The 18,018-nt window shown below is 68.0% G+C and carries 16 protein-coding genes and 1 riboswitch; of the genes, 8 read left to right on the top strand and 8 right to left on the bottom strand.

Annotated elements, in window-relative coordinates:
• Window positions 1-300: 300 nt before the first annotated feature.
• On the top strand, window positions 301-1,578 hold the full coding sequence (gene frc / locus MPPM_RS05780) for a formyl-CoA transferase (protein ID WP_096484231.1): 1,278 nt from the start codon (window positions 301-303) through the stop codon (window positions 1,576-1,578).
• A 153-nt stretch (window positions 1,579-1,731) separates the two neighbouring features.
• Window positions 1,732-1,947, top strand: coding sequence for a hypothetical protein (locus MPPM_RS05775; RefSeq protein ID WP_096484230.1), 216 nt, complete (start codon window positions 1,732-1,734; stop codon window positions 1,945-1,947).
• On the opposite strand, the gene MPPM_RS28505 is transcribed toward MPPM_RS05775, so the two are convergent.
• From MPPM_RS28505 to MPPM_RS05760, 4 genes are all read right to left on the bottom strand, one after another.
• On the bottom strand, window positions 1,929-2,096 hold the full coding sequence (locus MPPM_RS28505; protein WP_173807882.1) for a hypothetical protein: 168 nt from the start codon (window positions 2,094-2,096) through the stop codon (window positions 1,929-1,931). The two genes, MPPM_RS05775 and MPPM_RS28505, sit on opposite strands and share 19 nt — an antisense overlap.
• A gap of 204 nt (window positions 2,097-2,300) precedes the next feature.
• Complete coding sequence (locus tag MPPM_RS05770; protein ID WP_096484229.1) at window positions 2,301-4,160, bottom strand: DEAD/DEAH box helicase family protein; 1,860 nt, start codon at window positions 4,158-4,160, stop codon at window positions 2,301-2,303.
• Window positions 4,161-4,197: 37 nt separating this feature from the next.
• A complete protein-coding gene (locus MPPM_RS05765) occupies window positions 4,198-4,479 on the bottom strand; it encodes a hypothetical protein (RefSeq protein ID WP_096484228.1) in 282 nt (93 codons plus the stop codon).
• A gap of 175 nt (window positions 4,480-4,654) precedes the next feature.
• Window positions 4,655-5,083 (bottom strand): CBS domain-containing protein, encoded by a 429-nt coding sequence (locus tag MPPM_RS05760; protein ID WP_096484227.1) that lies wholly within the window; start codon window positions 5,081-5,083, stop codon window positions 4,655-4,657.
• Window positions 5,084-5,518: 435 nt separating this feature from the next.
• Between MPPM_RS05760 and oxlT (MPPM_RS05755) the strand changes: the two genes are divergently transcribed.
• The 4 genes from oxlT (MPPM_RS05755) to MPPM_RS05740 all read left to right on the top strand — a co-directional run bounded on the left by oxlT (MPPM_RS05755) (window position 5,519) and on the right by MPPM_RS05740 (window position 11,563).
• Window positions 5,519-6,814 carry an oxalate/formate MFS antiporter gene (oxlT, locus tag MPPM_RS05755; RefSeq protein ID WP_096484226.1) on the top strand — a complete coding sequence of 432 codons (1,296 nt, stop codon included), beginning with the start codon at window positions 5,519-5,521 and terminating at the stop codon, window positions 6,812-6,814.
• A gap of 270 nt (window positions 6,815-7,084) precedes the next feature.
• Window positions 7,085-8,410 (top strand): oxalate/formate MFS antiporter, encoded by a 1,326-nt coding sequence (gene oxlT, locus MPPM_RS05750; protein WP_096484225.1) that lies wholly within the window; start codon window positions 7,085-7,087, stop codon window positions 8,408-8,410.
• Window positions 8,411-8,820: 410 nt separating this feature from the next.
• Window positions 8,821-10,572, top strand: coding sequence for an oxalyl-CoA decarboxylase (gene oxc / locus MPPM_RS05745; protein WP_096484224.1), 1,752 nt, complete (start codon window positions 8,821-8,823; stop codon window positions 10,570-10,572).
• A 271-nt stretch (window positions 10,573-10,843) separates the two neighbouring features.
• On the top strand, window positions 10,844-11,563 hold the full coding sequence (locus MPPM_RS05740; protein ID WP_096487741.1) for an alpha/beta hydrolase: 720 nt from the start codon (window positions 10,844-10,846) through the stop codon (window positions 11,561-11,563).
• Window positions 11,564-11,620: 57 nt separating this feature from the next.
• Here MPPM_RS05740 and MPPM_RS05735 read toward each other — a convergent pair whose 3' ends face one another.
• From MPPM_RS05735 to MPPM_RS05725, 3 genes are all read right to left on the bottom strand, one after another.
• The gene (locus MPPM_RS05735; RefSeq protein WP_244573477.1) at window positions 11,621-12,829 is read right to left on the bottom strand and encodes an HPP family protein; all 1,209 of its coding nucleotides are present in this window, start codon (window positions 12,827-12,829) and stop codon (window positions 11,621-11,623) included.
• Between the two features lie 250 nt (window positions 12,830-13,079).
• Entirely contained in the window at window positions 13,080-14,330 is a 1,251-nt protein-coding gene (gene frc / locus MPPM_RS05730) for a formyl-CoA transferase (protein ID WP_096484222.1), read from the bottom strand.
• A gap of 115 nt (window positions 14,331-14,445) precedes the next feature.
• The gene (locus MPPM_RS05725; RefSeq protein ID WP_096484221.1) at window positions 14,446-14,895 is read right to left on the bottom strand and encodes a PAS domain-containing protein; all 450 of its coding nucleotides are present in this window, start codon (window positions 14,893-14,895) and stop codon (window positions 14,446-14,448) included.
• Window positions 14,896-15,177: 282 nt separating this feature from the next.
• On the opposite strand from MPPM_RS05725, the gene MPPM_RS05715 reads away from it, so the two are divergent.
• Window positions 15,178-15,621 carry an OsmC family protein gene (locus tag MPPM_RS05715; RefSeq protein ID WP_096484220.1) on the top strand — a complete coding sequence of 148 codons (444 nt, stop codon included), beginning with the start codon at window positions 15,178-15,180 and terminating at the stop codon, window positions 15,619-15,621.
• A gap of 40 nt (window positions 15,622-15,661) precedes the next feature.
• Complete coding sequence (locus MPPM_RS05710; protein ID WP_096484219.1) at window positions 15,662-16,030, top strand: YybH family protein; 369 nt, start codon at window positions 15,662-15,664, stop codon at window positions 16,028-16,030.
• Between the two features lie 141 nt (window positions 16,031-16,171).
• Here MPPM_RS05710 and MPPM_RS05705 read toward each other — a convergent pair whose 3' ends face one another.
• On the bottom strand, window positions 16,172-17,353 hold the full coding sequence (locus MPPM_RS05705; RefSeq protein WP_096484218.1) for a DUF2778 domain-containing protein: 1,182 nt from the start codon (window positions 17,351-17,353) through the stop codon (window positions 16,172-16,174).
• Between the two features lie 354 nt (window positions 17,354-17,707).
• A riboswitch (cobalamin riboswitch) is annotated at window positions 17,708-17,924 on the top strand.
• Window positions 17,925-18,018 lie beyond the last annotated feature (94 nt).

The following is an 18,018-nucleotide window of genomic DNA, read 5'->3' as shown; positions in this document are numbered from 1 at the left end:
TGGGAAGACAAGCCGGACACACCCATGCGCCCGGCTTATGCCTCTGAAATCCGCTCACGAGCCCGTGCGGATTCCGCACCTGAAGCTCACAAACGTTGACGTCTGGCATCTGGTATGCCAGAAAGAAACCTTGAAGTCGAGACCTTCGGCATTCGCTGGGCGCAGGGCAGCCTTCCTCGGATGTGCCTCGTGCCCGGCGTGAAAGACCGGCCCGGCTTCTCAACGGCGCGTTCCGGCCGACGCCATGGGCCGAACAGAGCGCGCGAAACTGAAGCTATGCTCCTGGGGAGGAGACCTGCGATGGGCAAGGCGCTCGACGGCGTTCGGATCCTCGACTTCACCCACGTTCAGTCGGGGCCGACCTGCACCCAATTGCTGGCATGGTTCGGGGCCGACGTGATCAAGGTCGAGCGGCCGGGTGCCGGCGACGCGACGCGCCAGCAGCTGCAAGATCTTCCCGGCGTGGACAGCCTCTACTTCACGATGCTGAACCACAACAAGCGCTCGATCACGCTCGACGCCAAAAACCCCAAAGGCAACGCGATCCTGTGGCGGCTCATCGCCGAGTGCGACGTGCTGGTGGAGAACTTCGCCCCCGGCGCGCTCGACCGGATGGGGCTGACCTGGGAGCGGTTGCAGGCGGCCAATCCCGGGCTGATCCTGGCCTCCGTGAAAGGCTTCGGCCCGGGCCGTTACCAGGATTGCAAGGTCTACGAGAACGTTGCCCAATGCGTCGGCGGAGCCGCCTCCACCACCGGCTGGCGCGACGGCGTGCCGATGGTCTCCGGTGCGCAGATCGGCGATTCCGGCACCGGGCTGCACCTCGCGCTCGGCATCGTCACGGCACTCTACCAGCGCACCCAGACGGGACAGGGCCAGCGGGTCGATTGCGCCATGCAGGACGGGGTGCTCAATCTCTGCCGGGTGAAGCTGCGGGACCAGCAACGCCTCGGTCACGGCCCCCTGATGGAATACAGCCAGTACGGCGAGGGCGTCCCCTTCGGTGAGGCGGTGCCGCGGGCCGGTAACGATTCCGGCGGCGGTCAGCCCGGCCGAATCCTCAAATGCAAGGGCTGGGAGCAGGATCCCAACGCCTACATCTACTTCATCACGCAGGGAGCGGTCTGGGGCCCGATCTGCGACATCATCGGCGAGCCGGACTGGAAGACCGACCCGGCCTACGCCACGCCGAAGGCCCGCCTCCCGCATCTCAACGAGATCTTCACCCGCATCGAAGCCTGGACGATGAAGCACGACAAGTTCGAGGCGATGGAGATCCTCAACGCCTACGAGATTCCGTGCGGGCCGATCCTGTCGATGAAGGAGATCGCCGAGGATCCGATGCTGCGGGCGAACGGGACGGTGGTCGAGGTCGAGCATCCGACCCGGGGCGCCTACCTGACCGTCGGCAATCCGATCAAGCTCTCGGCGAGTCCGACGGAAGTCACCCGCGCCCCGCTGCTCGGCGAGCATACCGACGAGATCCTGCGCGAGGTGCTCGGCTGCACGGATGCCGAGATCGGCGACATCCTCGGTTCGGGCGCCGTCGGCGGCGTCCACCGCATCGCGGCTGAGTAACCGCGGCGGAGCAGTCGCCAACTTTATTTTTCTGATCTCACCACGGGTAGAACTTGATTTCCCACCCTCTGGTATGCCAGATGCCAGAGTGACAGATCCGACCGGCTACGGAGGCATGATCTTCGTTCGGGTCGGCATCCGGAGGATGCGGTGATGGCCGAGAACGCTCTGGACGACGCCCTGGCCGATCTCGTCGAGGCGTTCGGATCCTTCTCCGAGGCCGAGTTGCAGGCCTTCCTCGACGCGACGCCGTGTTCGGAAGCGCCCCTCACCGTGCCGCCGAGTAAGCGGATCGTCTTCGACTGGTTGACCCCTGCCGGCGTCGCTCCGTCCGAAGTCCTCGGCGTGGTTCAGGCGGCGCGGGCGTAGCGGCCGGCGGTCGGCTTCGTCTCGGGATCACAGACGGGCTGACAGTCCTGCGGCGCGCCGGAGAGGGTCAGCCGATCAGCCAGCTTGACGACGAGCAGCGCCTGCAAGGCGCCGAAAAACACGAGCGCGGCGAGCCAAGTGGCAAGCATGGTGGTCTCCGAGGATAAGCGCTTCGGGGCGCTTTATGGTGCGGTGCACATAAGATAACTCTGCCCTTCTGGAATATGAAGGACAAAATACCAGATTCAGGCATGCGTCACGCGCACGTGAAAGCGGGTTAGGTGATCCCGCCGCTGCCGGGCTTGGGCCGGTGACAGGCATCTGCCGGTGTCGACGCACCCGGTGAGCGATGCTCAGGCGATCACTCGATCCGCCTCGCGCCCCCAGGCACCGAGCGTCGACGTCCCGGTCGGGCAGAGGTTTTCGTCGTCGAGGGGCGGCACGGTGTCGGTCTGCTTCGGCAACCCGGTTGCCGCGAGGGCCCGCGCCGTCCCGGCATCGGTGAGCGCGGCGGCAAGCCCCGCTCGATCCAAGCCGATCAAGCGGCCCTGCTCGAACCGTGCGAAGACCCGTCCCGTCTCGCGATCGGCGAAGCGTACGACGGCGAGCCGCCGCAGAACCTCCCGCAGGAAGCCCGCCTCCGCCTCCGGCGCGTCGGTGACGCCGCGATAGACATCCGCCGGACTGCGGGCGCGAATGTCGATCCGCCGGTAGCGCTCGATCGCCAGCAGCGCTCTGGCGTCGAGGATGGTCATCGTGTCGTTCGTCCCGAAGGCGATGGTGAGCGGGCGCGCGCCCTTGGGTACGCTGTTGTCGAGGAACTCGAAGAAGACCGGCCGATCCCGGCGCAGGGCCCACATGAAGAACAGCCGCGGCATGCCGGTATAGGCCTCGACATTGTGCGCGAGCAGATCCTCGACTGCCTTGTAGCGCCCGAATTCCTCGCCCCGCTTCCAGGCCCGCTCCACGGTTTCCTCGGGCGGCGTGACCATGAACTGCAGATAGACCTGGTGGCCGAACCGGGTCAGGAGCTGCCCGGCGCCGTCGCTGCCGGCCTCCGTCGAGAAGCTGTCGAAGCGGAAGCGGTCGATCAGCAGGTGCGAGAGGCGGCCATTCGCGGCCTTGCGGGTGATGTAGCGGTCGAGCTTGGCATCGACGATCTCGACCTCGTGGCCGGTCAGCGGCCCGGCGTAGCGGCGGGCGGGACCCAGGCTGTCGTAATCGAGCAGGAACTTGCGCCAGACGTCGGGGGTGATGACGGCGAAATCCTGCCACGCGGCGCCGATCCGCCCGGCGAGGCCGCGCTGGTAGGGCCGGATCGTGCTCTTGCCCGAGGCCGAGGCGCCCTTGACGGTCATCACCACCGGCTGCGCTTGGGGGGCCGGGCGATGGTAGCCCTCGGCCTCGGCGACCGCCTCGATCCAGGGGGCGATCAGCGCACCGATCCGGTCGCTGCCGCAGCGGTTGGTCACGAGGATCCCGGCGAGCCGCCGCAGAAGCGCGCGGTCGCGGATCAGCATGCCCTGGCGGGCGACGACGTGGCCGAACACCGTGCGCAGGGCCTCGCGTGCTGCGCTCTCCAGAGTGTCCGACTCGTCGGCGGCGGCACACCGCGCGTCGAGACGCCCGAGGAGATCGGCTTGGCCATCGCCGGAATGGGGGAGGATCCGGGAGGAGGGCCGGTCGCGCCCGCCGAGCCGGGCGAGCCAGCGCATCCAGCCGGAGGCCGGTTCGGGCGTCTGCGCCGGCGTCTCGTCGAGCAGCGCCGACAGCTCGCGTTCGAGGAGCGCATCGGCCTCAGCGCGGACGGCTTCATAGGTGGCCGTGACGGCATCAAGGCGATGCGTCACGCCCTCGCGCAGGAGGGTAGTGACGATCCGACGGAAGTTCAGACCGAGATCGGCATAGACCTCGCCGACCGGAACCGAGATGTCGGCCATCACCCGGATCAGCACCTCGTGGACGACGAGGCGCTCGGGTCGGAACGGGGCGATCTGGGTCGCGGGCAGGCCGCTGAGATCGGAGAGTTCGAGGATCTCGGGATAGCCGAGGGAGACGTTCTCGGACCGGAACAGAGTCGCTAGCGGGCGCATCGCCCGCGGCAGGCCGGGTTCGAGCCCCGGGTTCCAGGCATGGAAGGCCGAAGGGGCCGCCGCGTCCCCGGGCTCCATGGCGGGGGGGGCGTCGGAAAGGGCCGGCGCGGCCGTGTCCATCGCGCTGGCCCTCCTCGTTGCGAACGGCCTGCGCCGATCAGGCGGCGGAGGCGTTCTCGATCACCTCGAACCGGATCTGGTACGCCTCGCCCCAGAGGGTCGCCGCCCGCTCGTGCCACGCGGCGTCGAAGAACAGCTTGGCGCAGAACGAGCTGCGCCAGATGCAGACGGCGATGATGCGCTCGTCCAGCACACGGATGTGGCGGCTCTCCAGGCCGCCGGCGATGCCGAGGCGGGGCAGCATGTCGACGCTCGACGCACCGAATTCGTTCTCGCCCGGGAAGACGATCGGGCACTCGACGACGGTCAGATGTTTCATGGGAGTTTCCATCACGGGCGCCTTTTCTCGGAGATATCGTCCGGCCGGTTCCGGTTCATTCTCGCACAACGTCCGATGCGCTGTGTCCGCTCCGTCGAGTGCGGTCCACAGCCTCGACGCGCCGTGCACAGCAACGGTCGCAGGGACGATCGTGCGCAAGCGGGGCCGTGTGCCTTCACGGATGCGATGACGTCATCGGGGTTGCTGCCCGCGCCTCGCCGATATCCTGGCCCGCACAGTCCCAGATGCTCAGGATTGCGCTGATGCGGCAGGATTCCATCAGGGCGATGTGGTCGACCTTCCGTTCGCAGAACGTCTTCAGCCGCTCCTGGGCCGAGGCCGCGATATCGACGGCGGGGAAGTCGTGGTCGGTGATGAGCCAGACGCTGCGATTGTAGACGTCCGGCCCTTCGGCCGCCACGGCACGGAAGATGTCGCGCTGGGTCAGAAGGCCTGTCACGGTCTCGTCGGAATCGCCCTCGACGACGACGAGTGCGCCCGCATCCGATTGGACAAGGAGCTGCGCCGCCTCGGCCACCGACCGGTCCCTATGGATGGTGCGGACGCCCGAGGCGTCCGGCGCACGGCGCATCGCTCCAAACACGGCGCTCCTCCATCGGCGTGCCTCTCGATGGGGACGCCTTGGAACGCAGGCTGGTATACAACATACCTATTGTCAATCCGGCATTTTGAATTATGGTGCCGCCCCGTCCAGGCTGGCCGGCATGATCGAGCCACCGGACCTTCTAACATTGGGGATGCAGCGGCGCGCGTCGCGACAGGCCCCGCTCTCGATCCGGGCCCGATCCAGCGCCCGGCCCTCGATCTTGCAGGCATATCGTCCAGGGTCCGGCAAGACCAATCGGCGGAGGTGTCACCCGGAGCGTTCCGCGGTTTCGATCGAACCATTGCAGCGCTGGCCACGTGTCCGCGTCGAAACATTGTCTCGACGGCTCATACTTCAGTTTTTCGTATATTAATTTCGAATTTAAGCTGAACAAAATGCTCGGAAAATCGAGCGTACACTGGAGAGACGTCCATGACCCAAGCTTCGACCACACCTGTTCCACCACCCGCAAACCGCTGGTTGCAGTTGCTGTTCGGCATCATCTGCATGTGCATGATCGCCAACATGCAGTACGGGTGGACGTTCTTCGTCAACCCGATCCAAGAGCGGCACGGATGGGACCGCGCCGCGATCCAAGTCGCCTTCACCCTCTTCGTCGTCACCGAGACCTGGCTTGTGCCGATTGAGGGCTGGTTCGTTGACAAGTACGGCCCGCGGGTCGTGACGCTGGCCGGCGGCCTGATGTGCGGGCTCGCCTGGGTGATCAACGCCTACGCCGACTCGCTCACCCTGCTCTATGTCGGCGCCGTCATCGGCGGCACCGGAGCGGGCGCGGTCTACGGCACCTGCGTCGGCAACTCGCTCAAGTGGTTTCCCGACCGACGCGGCCTCGCCGCAGGCCTCACCGCGATGGGCTTCGGCGCGGGCTCGGCGCTGACCGTGGTGCCGATCCAGGCGGTGATCCACCATTACGGCTACGAGTCGGCCTTCCTCTGGTTCGGCCTCGGCCAGGGGCTCATCGTGATGCTGATCGCCCTGTTCCTGGTGGCGCCGAAGAAGGGGCAGGTGCCCGAGATCGCCCGGGTCAGCCAGAGCAAGCGGGACTTCAGTCCGGGCGAGATGGTGCGCACCCCGATCTTCTGGGTGATGTACGCGATGTTCGTGATGATGGCGGCGGGCGGCCTGATGGCGACCGCTCAGCTCGGCCCCATCGCCAAGGACTTCCACATCGCCGACGTGCCGGTCAGCCTCCTCGGCATCACTTTGCCGGCGCTGACCTTCGCCGCCACCATCGACCGGGTGCTCAACGGCGTGACGCGCCCGCTCTTCGGCTGGATCTCCGACCATATCGGCCGCGAGAACACGATGTTCCTCTCCTTCGGTATCGAAGGTGTGGGCATCTACATGCTGAGCCAGTTCGGCCAGGACCCGATCATGTTCGTGATCCTGACCGGCCTCGTGTTCTTCGCCTGGGGCGAGATCTACTCGCTGTTCCCGGCGACCTGCGGCGACACCTTCGGCTCGAAATACGCCGCCACCAATGCCGGCCTGCTCTACACCGCCAAGGGCACGGCGGCGCTGATCGTGCCCTACACCAGCATCCTCACGACCATGACCGGGTCCTGGCATGCGGTGTTCCTGGCGGCGGCCGCACTCAACATCCTCGCGGCCCTGATGGCGATCTTCGTGCTCAAGCCGATGCGGCAGTCCTACACCCGCGAGGCGGCGGCGCGGGAGGCCGAGCCGAAGACGGCCACGGCGCACTGACGTCCTCTCCGGCCGGGGTCACCGCCCGGCCGCTTCCTCGACCTCGTCGCCGCAGGCCGGCCCCTTGGCGGCCGGCCTGCGGCGACGCATTTCGCTTCGCGCGGGTACACCCACCGGATGCGATCCGACCGGCGGTTCCAATCCAGTGGATGTGCTGGGTTGCCGCAGCATCGCACGCGAACTTCACCGCCCTGGTATATTGTATGCCTAGCATCATCGTGCATGATGCGGCGCCAGGGGAGCACGAGAACCGCATTAGGGAGAAACCGGATGGTCTACCAACCGGCAGAGCAGCACGCGCATACCGAGGCGCCCGTCGATGCGCCGTCCGCCAAGTGGTGGCAACTCGCCTTCGGCGTGCTCTGCATGGCCATGATCGCCAATCTTCAGTACGGCTGGACCCTGTTCGTCGATCCGATCGACGCGCAGCATCAATGGGGGCGCACGGCGATCCAGTTCGCCTTCACCATCTTTGTCGCCACCGAAACGTGGCTCGTGCCGATCGAGACCTGGTTCGTGGACCGCTACGGCCCGAGCATCGTCGTCGGCTTCGGCGGGCTCATGATCGCCCTGTCCTGGACGCTCAATGCCTACGCCGACTCGCTCTTCCTGCTCTACACGGCGGCCGTCATCGGCGGCATCGGCGCGGGCTCGGTCTACGGCACCTGCGTCGGCAACGCCCTGAAGTGGTTCCCCGACCGGCGCGGCCTCGCCGCGGGCGCGACGGCAGCGGGCTTCGGCGCGGGCGCGGCCGTCACGGTGATCCCGATCGCCAACATGATCGCCGCGAGCGGCTACCAGAAGGCCTTCCTCGTCTTCGGGCTCGGCCAGGGCGCCGTCGTCCTCCTGCTGTCGTTCCTCCTGCGCAAGCCCTCGGTCGCCGTACCGATCAAGCGCAAGAACCTGCGCCTGCCCCAGACCAAGATCGACCGCAGCCCGAAACAGGCGGTGCGCACGCCCGTGTTCTGGACGATGTACGCGATGTTCGTGATGGTCGCTTCGGGTGGCCTGATGGCGGCGGCGCAGATCGCTCCGATCGCCCACGACTTCAAGGTCGCCGACGTGACGATGAACCTGTTCGGCCTGCAGATGGCGGCGCTGACCCTGGCGATCTCGCTCGACCGCATCTTCGACGGGTTCGGGCGGCCGTTCTTCGGCTGGGTGTCCGACAATATCGGCCGCGAGAACACGATGTTCATCGCCTTCGTCATCGCCGCCACGGCCTGCATCCTGCTGCTGGGCTACGGCCGCAACCCGGTTGTCTTCGTGCTGTGCACGGCCATGTATTTCGGGGTGTTCGGCGAGATCTACTCGCTGTTCCCGGCGACCTGCGGCGACACCTTCGGCTCGAAGTACGCTGCCAGCAACGCCGGGCTCCTGTACACCGCCAAAGGGACGGCGGCCTTCCTCGTCCCCTTCGCCAGCGTCCTGTCGGCCTCCTACGGCTGGTCGGCGGTGTTCGGGCTCATCATCGGGCTGAACATCTTGGCCGCCGCGCTCGCAGTCTTCGTGCTGAAGCCGATGCGGCGGCGCTACCTCGCGGCCGAAGCTGAGATCGCCGAGGCGGCTGAAGCGCGCGCGGTCAAGCTCGCCTGAGGGTGCGGGCGGCCGACCGCCCCGACTGACGAGAAGCGCGCCGCGGCGGATGACGCCCGGCGCGTTTCTTCATGGAGAACCTGCCTTCGGCCTGCATCGCCGCCGGACGGCATCGATCAGCGCGAAGCGATCCGGTTGTACGATCTTCGACGCGTGGCAGGGCGGAAGCCGCCGCTCATCGTCGTCCCGAAGCCGCTGCGACGCACGCGACGCGCTGGAAGAAAAGTGCCGGTTCCGTTTGACCGACCATTTGGTATTTGGTATGCCAGATCCGTCGCAACAAGACCGGCCGTTCCCCGAACGGTCCGTGCGCCGCGGAAGGCGCCATCAGAGCCGCGAAAAGCGTCCGGCCCAACGCCACCGGGTCCCGCGCCGGACAACAGCATCCGCACCAAAAGGGAGAACGCCGCATGACCGTCCAGGCCCAGAACATCGACGCGATCACCGCGGGCGCCGTGCCCCATGAGGAAGCGGAGCTGACCGACGGCTTCCACCTCGTCATCGACGCGCTCAAGCTCAACGGCATCGAGACGATCTACAACGTGCCCGGCATCCCGATCACCGATCTCGGGCGTCTCGCCCAGGCCGAGGGCATGCGCGTCATCTCCTTCCGCCACGAGCAGAACGCCGGCAACGCCGCCGCCATCGCCGGCTTCCTCACCAAGAAGCCGGGCATCTGCCTTACGGTCTCGGCGCCGGGCTTCCTCAACGGCCTGACCGCGCTCGCCAACGCCACCACCAACTGCTTCCCGATGATCCTGATCTCCGGCTCCTCCGAGCGCGAGATCGTCGATCTGCAGCAGGGCGACTACGAGGAGATGGATCAGCTCGCCATCGCCAAGCCGCTCTGCAAGGCCGCCTTCCGCGTGCTGCACGCCGCTGATATCGGCATCGGCGTGGCCCGCGCGATCCGCGCTGCGGTCTCCGGCCGTCCCGGCGGCGTCTACCTCGATCTGCCCGCCAAGCTGTTCTCGCAGGTCATCGACGCAAGCCTCGGCGCCAAGTCGCTGGTCAAGGTGATCGATGCGGCCCCGGCCCAGCTCCCGGCTCCGTCCGCCATCGCCCGGGCGCTGGACGTGCTGAAGTCGGCCGAGCGTCCGCTCATCATCCTCGGCAAGGGCGCGGCCTATGCCCAGGCCGACGAGGCGGTGCGCGCGCTGGTCGAGGAGAGCGGCATCCCCTACGTGCCGATGAGCATGGCCAAGGGTCTCCTGCCCGACACCCACCCGCTCTCGGCCGGCGCGGCGCGCTCCACCGCGCTCAAGGATTCCGACGTCGTGCTGCTGGTGGGCGCCCGCCTCAACTGGCTGCTCTCCCACGGCAAGGGCAAGACCTGGGGCGAGCCCGGCTCGAAGCGCTTCATCCAGATCGACATCGAGCCGCGCGAGATGGACTCGAACGTCGAGATCGTCGCCCCGGTGGTGGGCGATATCGGCTCCTGCGTCGAGGCGCTGCTCGAAGGCATCCGCAAGGACTGGAAGGGCGCGCCCTCGGCCTGGCTCGAGACCATCCGCTCGAAGCGCGAGGCCAACATCGCCAAGATGGCCCCGAAGCTGATGAAGAACACCTCGCCGATGTGCTTCCACTCGGCCCTCGGTGCCCTGCGCACCGTCATCAAGGAGCGACCCGACGCGATCCTCGTCAACGAGGGCGCCAACACTCTCGATCTCGCCCGCGGCATCATCGACATGTACCAGCCGCGCAAGCGCCTGGACGTCGGCACCTGGGGCGTGATGGGCATCGGCATGGGCTTTGCCGTCGCGGCGGCCGTCGAGACCGGCAAGCCGGTGCTGGCGGTCGAGGGCGACTCGGCCTTCGGCTTCTCCGGCATGGAGGTGGAGACCATCTGCCGCTACGAGCTGCCGGTCTGCATCGTGATCTTCAACAACAACGGCATCTATCGCGGCACCGACATCGACCCGACCGGCCGCGATCCCGGCACCACCGTCTTCGTCAAGGATTCCCGTTACGACAAGATGATGGAGGCCTTCGGCGGCGTCGGTGTGAACGTCACCACGCCGGACGAGCTGAAGCGGGCGGTCGACGCGGCGATGGATTCCGGCAAGCCGACGCTCATCAACGCGGTCATCGATCCGGCCGCCGGCAGCGAGAGCGGCAACATCGGCAGTCTCAACCCGCAGAGCACGCTGAAGAAGAAGTAAGGGCGGCCTTCGCGCCTTGAGAGGACCGCGGTGCCCCGGCACCGCGGTCTTCGTCGTTTCATGGCCGGGGCTGCCGAACGGCGCCACGGCTCCATCAACCACCCACCGTCCTCCTGCCGAGGTGCAAGGCGAAGCGGAGCCTCGAAGCACGCTCGGTCGCACCCGGCCGCAGGCGCCCACGAGACCGGTTCAGGCTCGCTTCGAGGCCGCTTCGAGGCCGCTTGGCCGCACCTCATGACGAGCGTGGTGGGCTCCATCAGGAACGATGCCCGTGGCCTCCTCCGCCTTCGACCCGACCGCTCCCCTCGATCCCCGCCTCGCCGGCCGCCTCGCCTTCCTGCCGCGGCTGCCGACGAAGCCGCCGCTTCCCCCCGGGCGCCACGCACTCGGCCTGTTCGAGACCCGCGACGCCGTCCTGTGCGTGCCCGAGCACATCGATGCGCGCCTGCCGACCCCCCTCGTGGTCCTGTTCCACGGCGGCGGCGGGCATGCGGAAAAGATCCTTCCGATGCTGGAGGGGCATGCGAAGGCGCGCGGCTTCCTGCTGCTCGCGCCGCAATCGCTCCATCCGACATGGGATCTGGTCATCGCCGGCAACGGCCCCGACCGGGAGCGGCTCGACCGGGCGCTCGCCGAGGTTGCCGACCGCTTCCTGATCGATCCCGGCCATCTGGCCTTCGCCGGCCATTCCGACGGCGGCAGCTACGCCCTCTCGCTCGGCCTTACCAACGGCGACCGGGTCAGTCACCTGATCGTGTCCTCGGCCGGCTTCATGTCCGTGCAGGTGCAGGTCGGTGCACCGAAGATCTTCCTGTCGCACGGAACCCGCGACGAGCAGATCGGCATCGATCGCAGCGCCCGCACCCATGCGCGGCTGCTGAAGGGGGCGGGCTACGACCTGACCTACGTCGAGTATGACGGCCCGCACGCCTACAATCCGGACGTGGTGGCTCAGGCGGTCGATTTCTTCCTCGGAGACTTCTTCGCCTGAGCCGGAGCGTCGTCCCCGAAATCTGGCTTTCGGGGACGATGCCGAAGCGTCCGCTCCTCAGGCGATGCCGGCGGCGAGGCCCGCGGGCAGCGGTTCCACGCTCTGCGCCGATGCTGTCTCGCCGGCCGCGTCGTTGCGAGCGGCGGCCTCGCTCAGCAGCGCGGCCACGAGGTCACTCTGCGAGACGACGCCCATCAGCCGGCCCTCCTGCCCGACCACGGGCAGGTGGTGGTGGCCGCTCTGTGCCATCCGCGCCGCGACCTGGGCGAGGGACATCTCCGGCCGCAGGCTTTCGACATCGGTGGTCATCACGTCGGCGGCACAGCCATGCGGGGCGCGGCCCCGGCCGAGGGTCAGCTGCCAGCGCCGGGCGAGGCCGAGGCGGGGGCCGCGCCCGTCCCACTCCGCCTTGTCCATCAGGTCGGTCTGCGTCAGGACGCCCATCACCCGTGCGCTCTCGTCGGTGACGGGCAGCATCTTGATGTGGTGGCGTCGCAAGAGGGCGAGTGCTTCCCGCAGAGGGGCGTCGGGGGCGATGCCGATCACGTCGCGCGTCAGGATCGAGGCGCAGGTCGTCGGACCGGAGCGGCGCATGACGGCGCTGAGTTGGGCGCGCCGCAGCAGCGCCTCGAGATCGCCGCGGCCGATATCGAGGACTTGGTCGTAATCCTCCAGCGCCGCGTCGATGTCGGCCGAACTGAGCCCGAAGCGACCCGCCGGGGCCGGGACGGCGGGCGCCGTCTGCGCCACATGCGGGTAGGAGCGGCCGGTCAGGTTGTTGAACAGGATCGCCACGCCGAGGATCAGGATCGTGTTCACGCCCACCGGCCACAGCACGAAGCCGTAGCCGAGATCGTGGATCGCCGGCCCGCCCAGTACGGCGGTGAGCGCCACCGCGCCGCTCGGCGGGTGCAGGCAGCGCAGGGCCATCATCACCGCGATGGCGCCGGCCCCGGCGAGGGCTGCGGCCACTAGGGGATCGTGGATGAACAGGCCGGCCGTGACGCCGACGAGCGAGGCCACGAGATTGCCGCCGAAGATCGACCAGGGCTGCGCCAGCGGGCTCGACGGGACGGCGAAGAGCAGAACGGCGGAGGCGCCCATCGGCGCGATCAGCGCCGGCAGTTCGGCGCCTGTTCCCAGTGCGGCGCGGGTCACGAGCCCGGTGGCGAGAAGGCCGGCCAGGGCACCGCAGGCGGCACGCACCCGCTCGCGTGGGCTGACGGGCGCCTGATCGGGGAGAATACGGCGTAGGAAGGACGTCACCAGTCGCATCACCGGCAGGGCACCGCAGGCTCGAGGCGAGGGGGGAGGGCGCGTCGCGGCAGCCGGCGCGCGAGACGGAAAACCCGGACCGACAGGGTCGGCCCGGGAAAGTCATCGGAGGAGGAAAAACCCGGGCGCCGTGCCCGGTCAAGCGCTCCCGGGGCGATGCCCCGTCCCGGGAGAATCATGGCCGAAGGGGGCGGCCATCAAGTGCGGGCAGTCCGGGATCGGGGCTGCCCGCCGTCACCCGTCAGACCGCGCGGGCCTCATGCATCGCGGCGATCTGCTCGGGGGAATAGCCGAGGCCCGCCAGGACCTCGTCGGTGTGCTCGCCGAGCAGCGGCGAGGCCTTGATGTCGACCTTCATGTCGGAGAACTTGATCGGGCTTCCGACGGTCAGGTACGAACCGAGTTTCGGGTGCTGCACCTCGACGATGGTGCCGCTGGCGCGCAGCGACGGATCGGCGGCGATCTCCTTCATGGAGAGGACCGGCGAGCAGGGGATGTCGAACTTGCGCAGGATGTCGACGGCCTCGAACTTGGTCTTGTCGGCCAGCCAGTCTTCGATGAAGGCGAAGATCTCGAAGATCTTGTCCTGGCGGGCGCGGGGGGTGTTGTAGGCCGGATCTTCGATCCACTCGGGCTTGTTGAGCGCCTTACAGATCGGGGCCCAGGCGTGACCCTGGATCGTGAAGTAGATGTAGGCGTTAGGGTCGGTCTGCCAGCCCTTGCACTTGAGCACCCAGCCCGGCTGGCCGCCGCCGCCCGCATTGCCGCCGCGCGGCACCACGTCGGTGAACTCGCCGTGCGGGTACTGCGGGTACTCCTCGAGGTAGCCGATGGCGTCGAGGCGCTGCTGGTCGCGCAGCTTGACGCGGCAGAGGTTGATCACCGAGTCCTGCATCGACACGGCGACCTTCTGGCCCTTGCCGGTCTTGTTCTTCTGGTGCAGCGCCGTGAGGATGCCGATGGCCAGGTGCATACCCGTGTTCGAGTCGCCGAGCGCGGCAGCCGACACGGTGGGGGGGCCGTCCCAGAAGCCGGTGGTCGAGGCGGCGCCACCGGCGCACTGCGCCACGTTCTCGTAGACCTTCAGGTCCTCATAGTGGTGGCCGTCGGAGAAGCCCTTCACCGAGGCGAGGATCATGCCCGGGTTCAGCTCCTGGATGCGGGCCCAGGTGAAGCCCATACGGTCCAGCGCGCCGGGGCCGAAATTCTCGACCATCACGTCGGATTCACGGATCAGCTTCTCCAGGACTTCCTTGCCCTGAGGCGTCTTGGTGTCGAGCGTCAGCGAACGCTTGTTGGAATTGAGCATCGTGAAGTAGAGCGCATCCGCGTCCTCGACGTGGCGGAGCTGGCTGCGCGTCACGTCGCCGGAGCCCGGACGCTCGACCTTGATCACGTCTGCCCCGAACCAAGCGAGGAGCTGGGTGCAGGCCGGGCCGGCCTGGACGTGCGTGAAATCGATGATTCTGATCCCGTCGAGCGGCTGGGTCATCTTGGTTTTCTCCCTCTTTCGACTTCGTTGTGGAGTGTCGTTGTTGGAAACCTAGAAACAAATATTTCTACTAATATCACCGAATTCCGTGGATCTCTTTTTCCGAGCCCTCACTTCAGGCGCAGACCAGCGTGCCCAGCGCCTCTTCCAGCTCCGCGACGCGGCGGCGCAGGTTGCGCTCTTCCTGGAAGCGCTCGGTCTCGTCGCGGATGATCGCGGCGATCCCGGTGACCTCGTCGTCCGCGCCGTGCAGCAGCGCGACGGTGAAGGCGATGGAGAGCGCCCGTCCATCCTTGTGCAGGGCGGGCACCTTGAGCAGCGACGTGCCGTAGCGGGTCTCACCCGTGCGCATCGTCTTGGCGTAGCCGTCCCAGTGACGCTTGCGGTGGCGCTCCGGGGTGATGAGATCGAGGGTCTCGCCGAGGGCCTCGGCTTCCGAGAAGCCGAAGATCCGCTCCGCGGCCGGATTCCAGGTGACGATCCGTCCGTCCGCGTCGGAGATCACCACCGCATCGCCGATCGCCGCGACGAGCCCGGACGTGTCGAAGGTCTGCGATTGGGCCATCCGCCACCTCCCCTTGTGTCGCCGCTAGCCCCGAGGCCGCACGACCAGCGGAGAGGAACGATGTCCGTCGAGGATGCCGCGTTCGGTCATGGCAGGCGTTGCCTCCTTGGCTTCCCGTGTTCCGGGCCTCCCCGATTTCAGGGCTCCCGGATCGAGGCCGCTCTTTGCGGTGGCTCATCGATTGGCATCTGGTATACCAGATACGAATTATAGGTCAAGGCGCAGAGTGCGGTTCGAACGCCGGGGCGACAGCGCCGTTGATAGAGAGGCGAGGAGGCCAGGATGTCGGGCAGGCACAGCATCAAGATCCGGCAGATCGAGGCCTACGCCTTCCGGATCGAGTTCGGCGAAGCCTTCGTACCGCTTCTGACCGACGAGCCCGAGCCGATCGGCGGCGGGACCGGTCCCTCGCCGGAGCAGGTTCTGATCGCCGCGGTGAGCAATTGTCTGTGCGCGAGCCTCGCCTTCGCGTTGGGTAAGTACCGGCAGGAGGGCGGCGGCGTCAGCGCCGAGGCGATCGGGCGCGTGGCGCGCAACGCCGAGGGCCGCCTGCGCCTCGTCGGGATCGAGGTCGACATCGCCCTGGGCGCACCCGCCGAGTCGATGGACCGGCTCGACCGGGTGCTCGCTCAATTCGAGCAGTTCTGCACCGTGTCCGAAAGCGTCAAGGCCGGTGTTCCGGTGGCGGTTGCGGTGCGGGACGGGCAGGGCAACCGCCTAAAATAGACAAGCCTGAAAACGAGCCTGAAAACCGGGAGGAGCATCGATGAGCGCGAGCGAACGAGACGTGGCGCGGGAGCCGGAGGATCTGGCCCGGCTCTTCCACGAGCGGGCCAATGCCGGCGATGCCGAGGGGCTGGTCGCCCTTTACGAGCCGCAGGCCGTGGTCGCCGCGGGCGACATCGTGGCGACGGGCCACGACGAGATCCGCCGCTTCTACACGGATCTGCTGGCCCGCAAGTCGGACTTCCCCGAGCCCGAAACGCTGCCGGCGATCCGCAACGGCGACCTCGCGCTGACCTTCGCGCGGCTGCCGAACGGCGCGCTGTCGGTCGAATCGGCCCGTCGGCAACCGGACGGCACCTGGCGCTGGGCGATCGACCAGCTCAAGATCAAGCCCGTCGCCAAGGGCTGACGGGCCGGCTGACGGGTCGGCTGACGTCCGGGGTTGCGAAAGGACGGCCCGTTCGCGGGTCCAGGGCGGAGCCCTGATGGACGGGACGCCGGGGTTCTAACCTCGGCGCCCGGTCAAAGGGATGATCCCTTCGGAATCCCGTCAATTTGCGGAGGCCGAGCGGCGCGGCGTGGCGCTGCGCCGGCTGGCGAAGATGCCCGGGGCGGTGCCGGGTACCACGACGAGACGCCGGACCTCGCCGCGCAGGTAGGCCTGGAGGAAGCGGGTGTAGTTCTTGAACACGACGCAGCCGTTGGAGGCGCCGCTCGGGCCCAGCATGTAGGTGTGGGCGAGGATGCCGTCGCGTCCGTGGATGGCGGCGGAGCCGCCGACGGGATTGAGGCGGATCGCCCGCACTCCGTGGAACAGCGCCTCGCGCTCCCGCAGATCGTAGACGCCGGGCGGCGTGGCGCCGCGCATCCGGACATGGACGTAGTCCGGGTTGTCCTGGGCGACGCCGAGGCCGGAATGGGCTTCCAGCACCTCGCCGTTCGGCAGGGTCACGGTGGCGGCGCTGATATCGTAGACGGCCACGCCCGGTTCGGAGACCGGACCCGGCACGACGCGCCGCCGCGCGGCCGAGTCGACGGCGCCGCTGTCGAGCCCGGCATAGGCCATCGCCCTGTTCGAGGCCGGTGCGGGCGCCGAGGAGCCGGGCAGGTCGAACATCTTCTCGAAGAAGGAGCGGTCGTCGGTCACCGCGGCGCTGAACACGCTGCGGGTCGGCTCGGCCGAGGCACGCGCCGCGGAGGCGGCCGCGACCCGGTTCGACGCCCCGCGGGCGGTTTGCGCGGACTGCGCGGTCTGCGTCCGCGGCTCGAAGCGGAATTCCTCGGGACGCCGCAGCGGCAGCGGCACGGTGAGCGCGACGCGGGCGGTCGGCGCGGACGGGCGCGGCGTGACGGCGGGCGGCACCTCGGCAATCTGAGCCGCCGGGAGGGCGGCCAGCGTCGCGGCCGGCTCGGGCGTCGTCGGCGTCCGGAAAGCGGAGGCCGCCGGAACCGGCTGGACGAAGCCGCCGGTGGCGCCGTCGAGGACCGGCGCGGGGTCGAGCATCCAGGCGAGGGTGCCGGACGCCGCCGGTGCGGGATTGGCCGGTTCGGCCTCGTTCAAGACCTGGGCGGTCCGCGCGGGGTCGGGCGCGGTGCCATCCTGCGGCTGCAGCATTCCGGCCAGAGCGAGGCCGCCGAGCGCGGTGAGCGCGAGCGCCGCGAGAGGCGGCCCGCGCCGACGGCGGACGACGGGCCGGGCGGAGCGACTCTGGACGAGCTCGGCGATGTCCATGCGGGCGGTACTCGACAACGCGGATCCCGCACGGCCTCCCATCGTCGTTTCCGGCTGACATGTGCCAGAATGACAATCGAGAGGGCTTCGCCGATTAGGAAAGGAACAACCTTAAGCCTTCGTCATTGAACGGGATCTTGGTTAATCTTGCCTAAATCGCAGCCGGATCCGTTCAAAAGCCGTTCGCCCCCGAATTGCCGGAGCCGGGCCGGGCCGCCGACGATGTCATCGATGGTCGGAAGGCCGTAGGTCCGGCTTCTGATCGGCCGCCGGGACATGTGCCCAGACTGCCACAGGCGATGTTATGTTGTTACATTTCATCGGCCGACAGGTTGACCCCCCGCCGCAGTGCAGCGAAGTTGCGATAGCCAAGGTTCTCCGGCTGCATCTCCAGATGCAGCCGGGGCTAAGAGGGAATTCGGTAAGCGCGTCCGGGCGAAGCCGAAGCTGCCCCCGCAACTGTGAGCGGCGAGCCCCTGTCAGGGATGGTCACTGGTGCGCGGCACCGGGAAGGCCGGGACGGAGGTGCGGACCCGTGAGCCAGGAGACCTGCCTCGGCGCGATGATGTCTCCCGGGCGGGGTGTTCCGGCGGCGTGCCCGAGCGGCGAGTGCATGTTCATGCGCTCGCGATCGGGCATCCGCCTGAATTCGCGTCCGCACAGCC

Origin of the sequence: Methylorubrum populi (assembly GCF_002355515.1) — a bacterium.
GTDB classification, from domain to species: domain Bacteria; phylum Pseudomonadota; class Alphaproteobacteria; order Rhizobiales; family Beijerinckiaceae; genus Methylobacterium; species Methylobacterium populi_A.
The sequence above is the reverse complement of the archived record's forward strand: the minus strand, read 5'-3'. Positions and strand labels throughout refer to the sequence as shown.

Coding starts and splice junctions, on each gene's coding strand:
- MPPM_RS28505 (WP_173807882.1), bottom strand. CDS start 2,096: ATGCTTGCCACTTGGCTCGCCGCGCTCGTGTTTTTCGGCGCCTTGCAG.
- frc (WP_096484222.1), bottom strand. CDS start 14,330: ATGACCCAGCCGCTCGACGGGATCAGAATCATCGATTTCACGCACGTC.
- oxlT (WP_096484225.1), top strand. CDS start 7,085: ATGGTCTACCAACCGGCAGAGCAGCACGCGCATACCGAGGCGCCCGTC.
- oxc (WP_096484224.1), top strand. CDS start 8,821: ATGACCGTCCAGGCCCAGAACATCGACGCGATCACCGCGGGCGCCGTG.
- MPPM_RS05705 (WP_096484218.1), bottom strand. CDS start 17,353: ATGGACATCGCCGAGCTCGTCCAGAGTCGCTCCGCCCGGCCCGTCGTC.
- MPPM_RS05765 (WP_096484228.1), bottom strand. CDS start 4,479: ATGAAACATCTGACCGTCGTCGAGTGCCCGATCGTCTTCCCGGGCGAG.
- MPPM_RS05715 (WP_096484220.1), top strand. CDS start 15,178: ATGTCGGGCAGGCACAGCATCAAGATCCGGCAGATCGAGGCCTACGCC.
- MPPM_RS05710 (WP_096484219.1), top strand. CDS start 15,662: ATGAGCGCGAGCGAACGAGACGTGGCGCGGGAGCCGGAGGATCTGGCC.
- MPPM_RS05775 (WP_096484230.1), top strand. CDS start 1,732: ATGGCCGAGAACGCTCTGGACGACGCCCTGGCCGATCTCGTCGAGGCG.
- frc (WP_096484231.1), top strand. CDS start 301: ATGGGCAAGGCGCTCGACGGCGTTCGGATCCTCGACTTCACCCACGTT.
- MPPM_RS05725 (WP_096484221.1), bottom strand. CDS start 14,895: ATGGCCCAATCGCAGACCTTCGACACGTCCGGGCTCGTCGCGGCGATC.
- MPPM_RS05770 (WP_096484229.1), bottom strand. CDS start 4,160: ATGGACACGGCCGCGCCGGCCCTTTCCGACGCCCCCCCCGCCATGGAG.
- oxlT (WP_096484226.1), top strand. CDS start 5,519: ATGACCCAAGCTTCGACCACACCTGTTCCACCACCCGCAAACCGCTGG.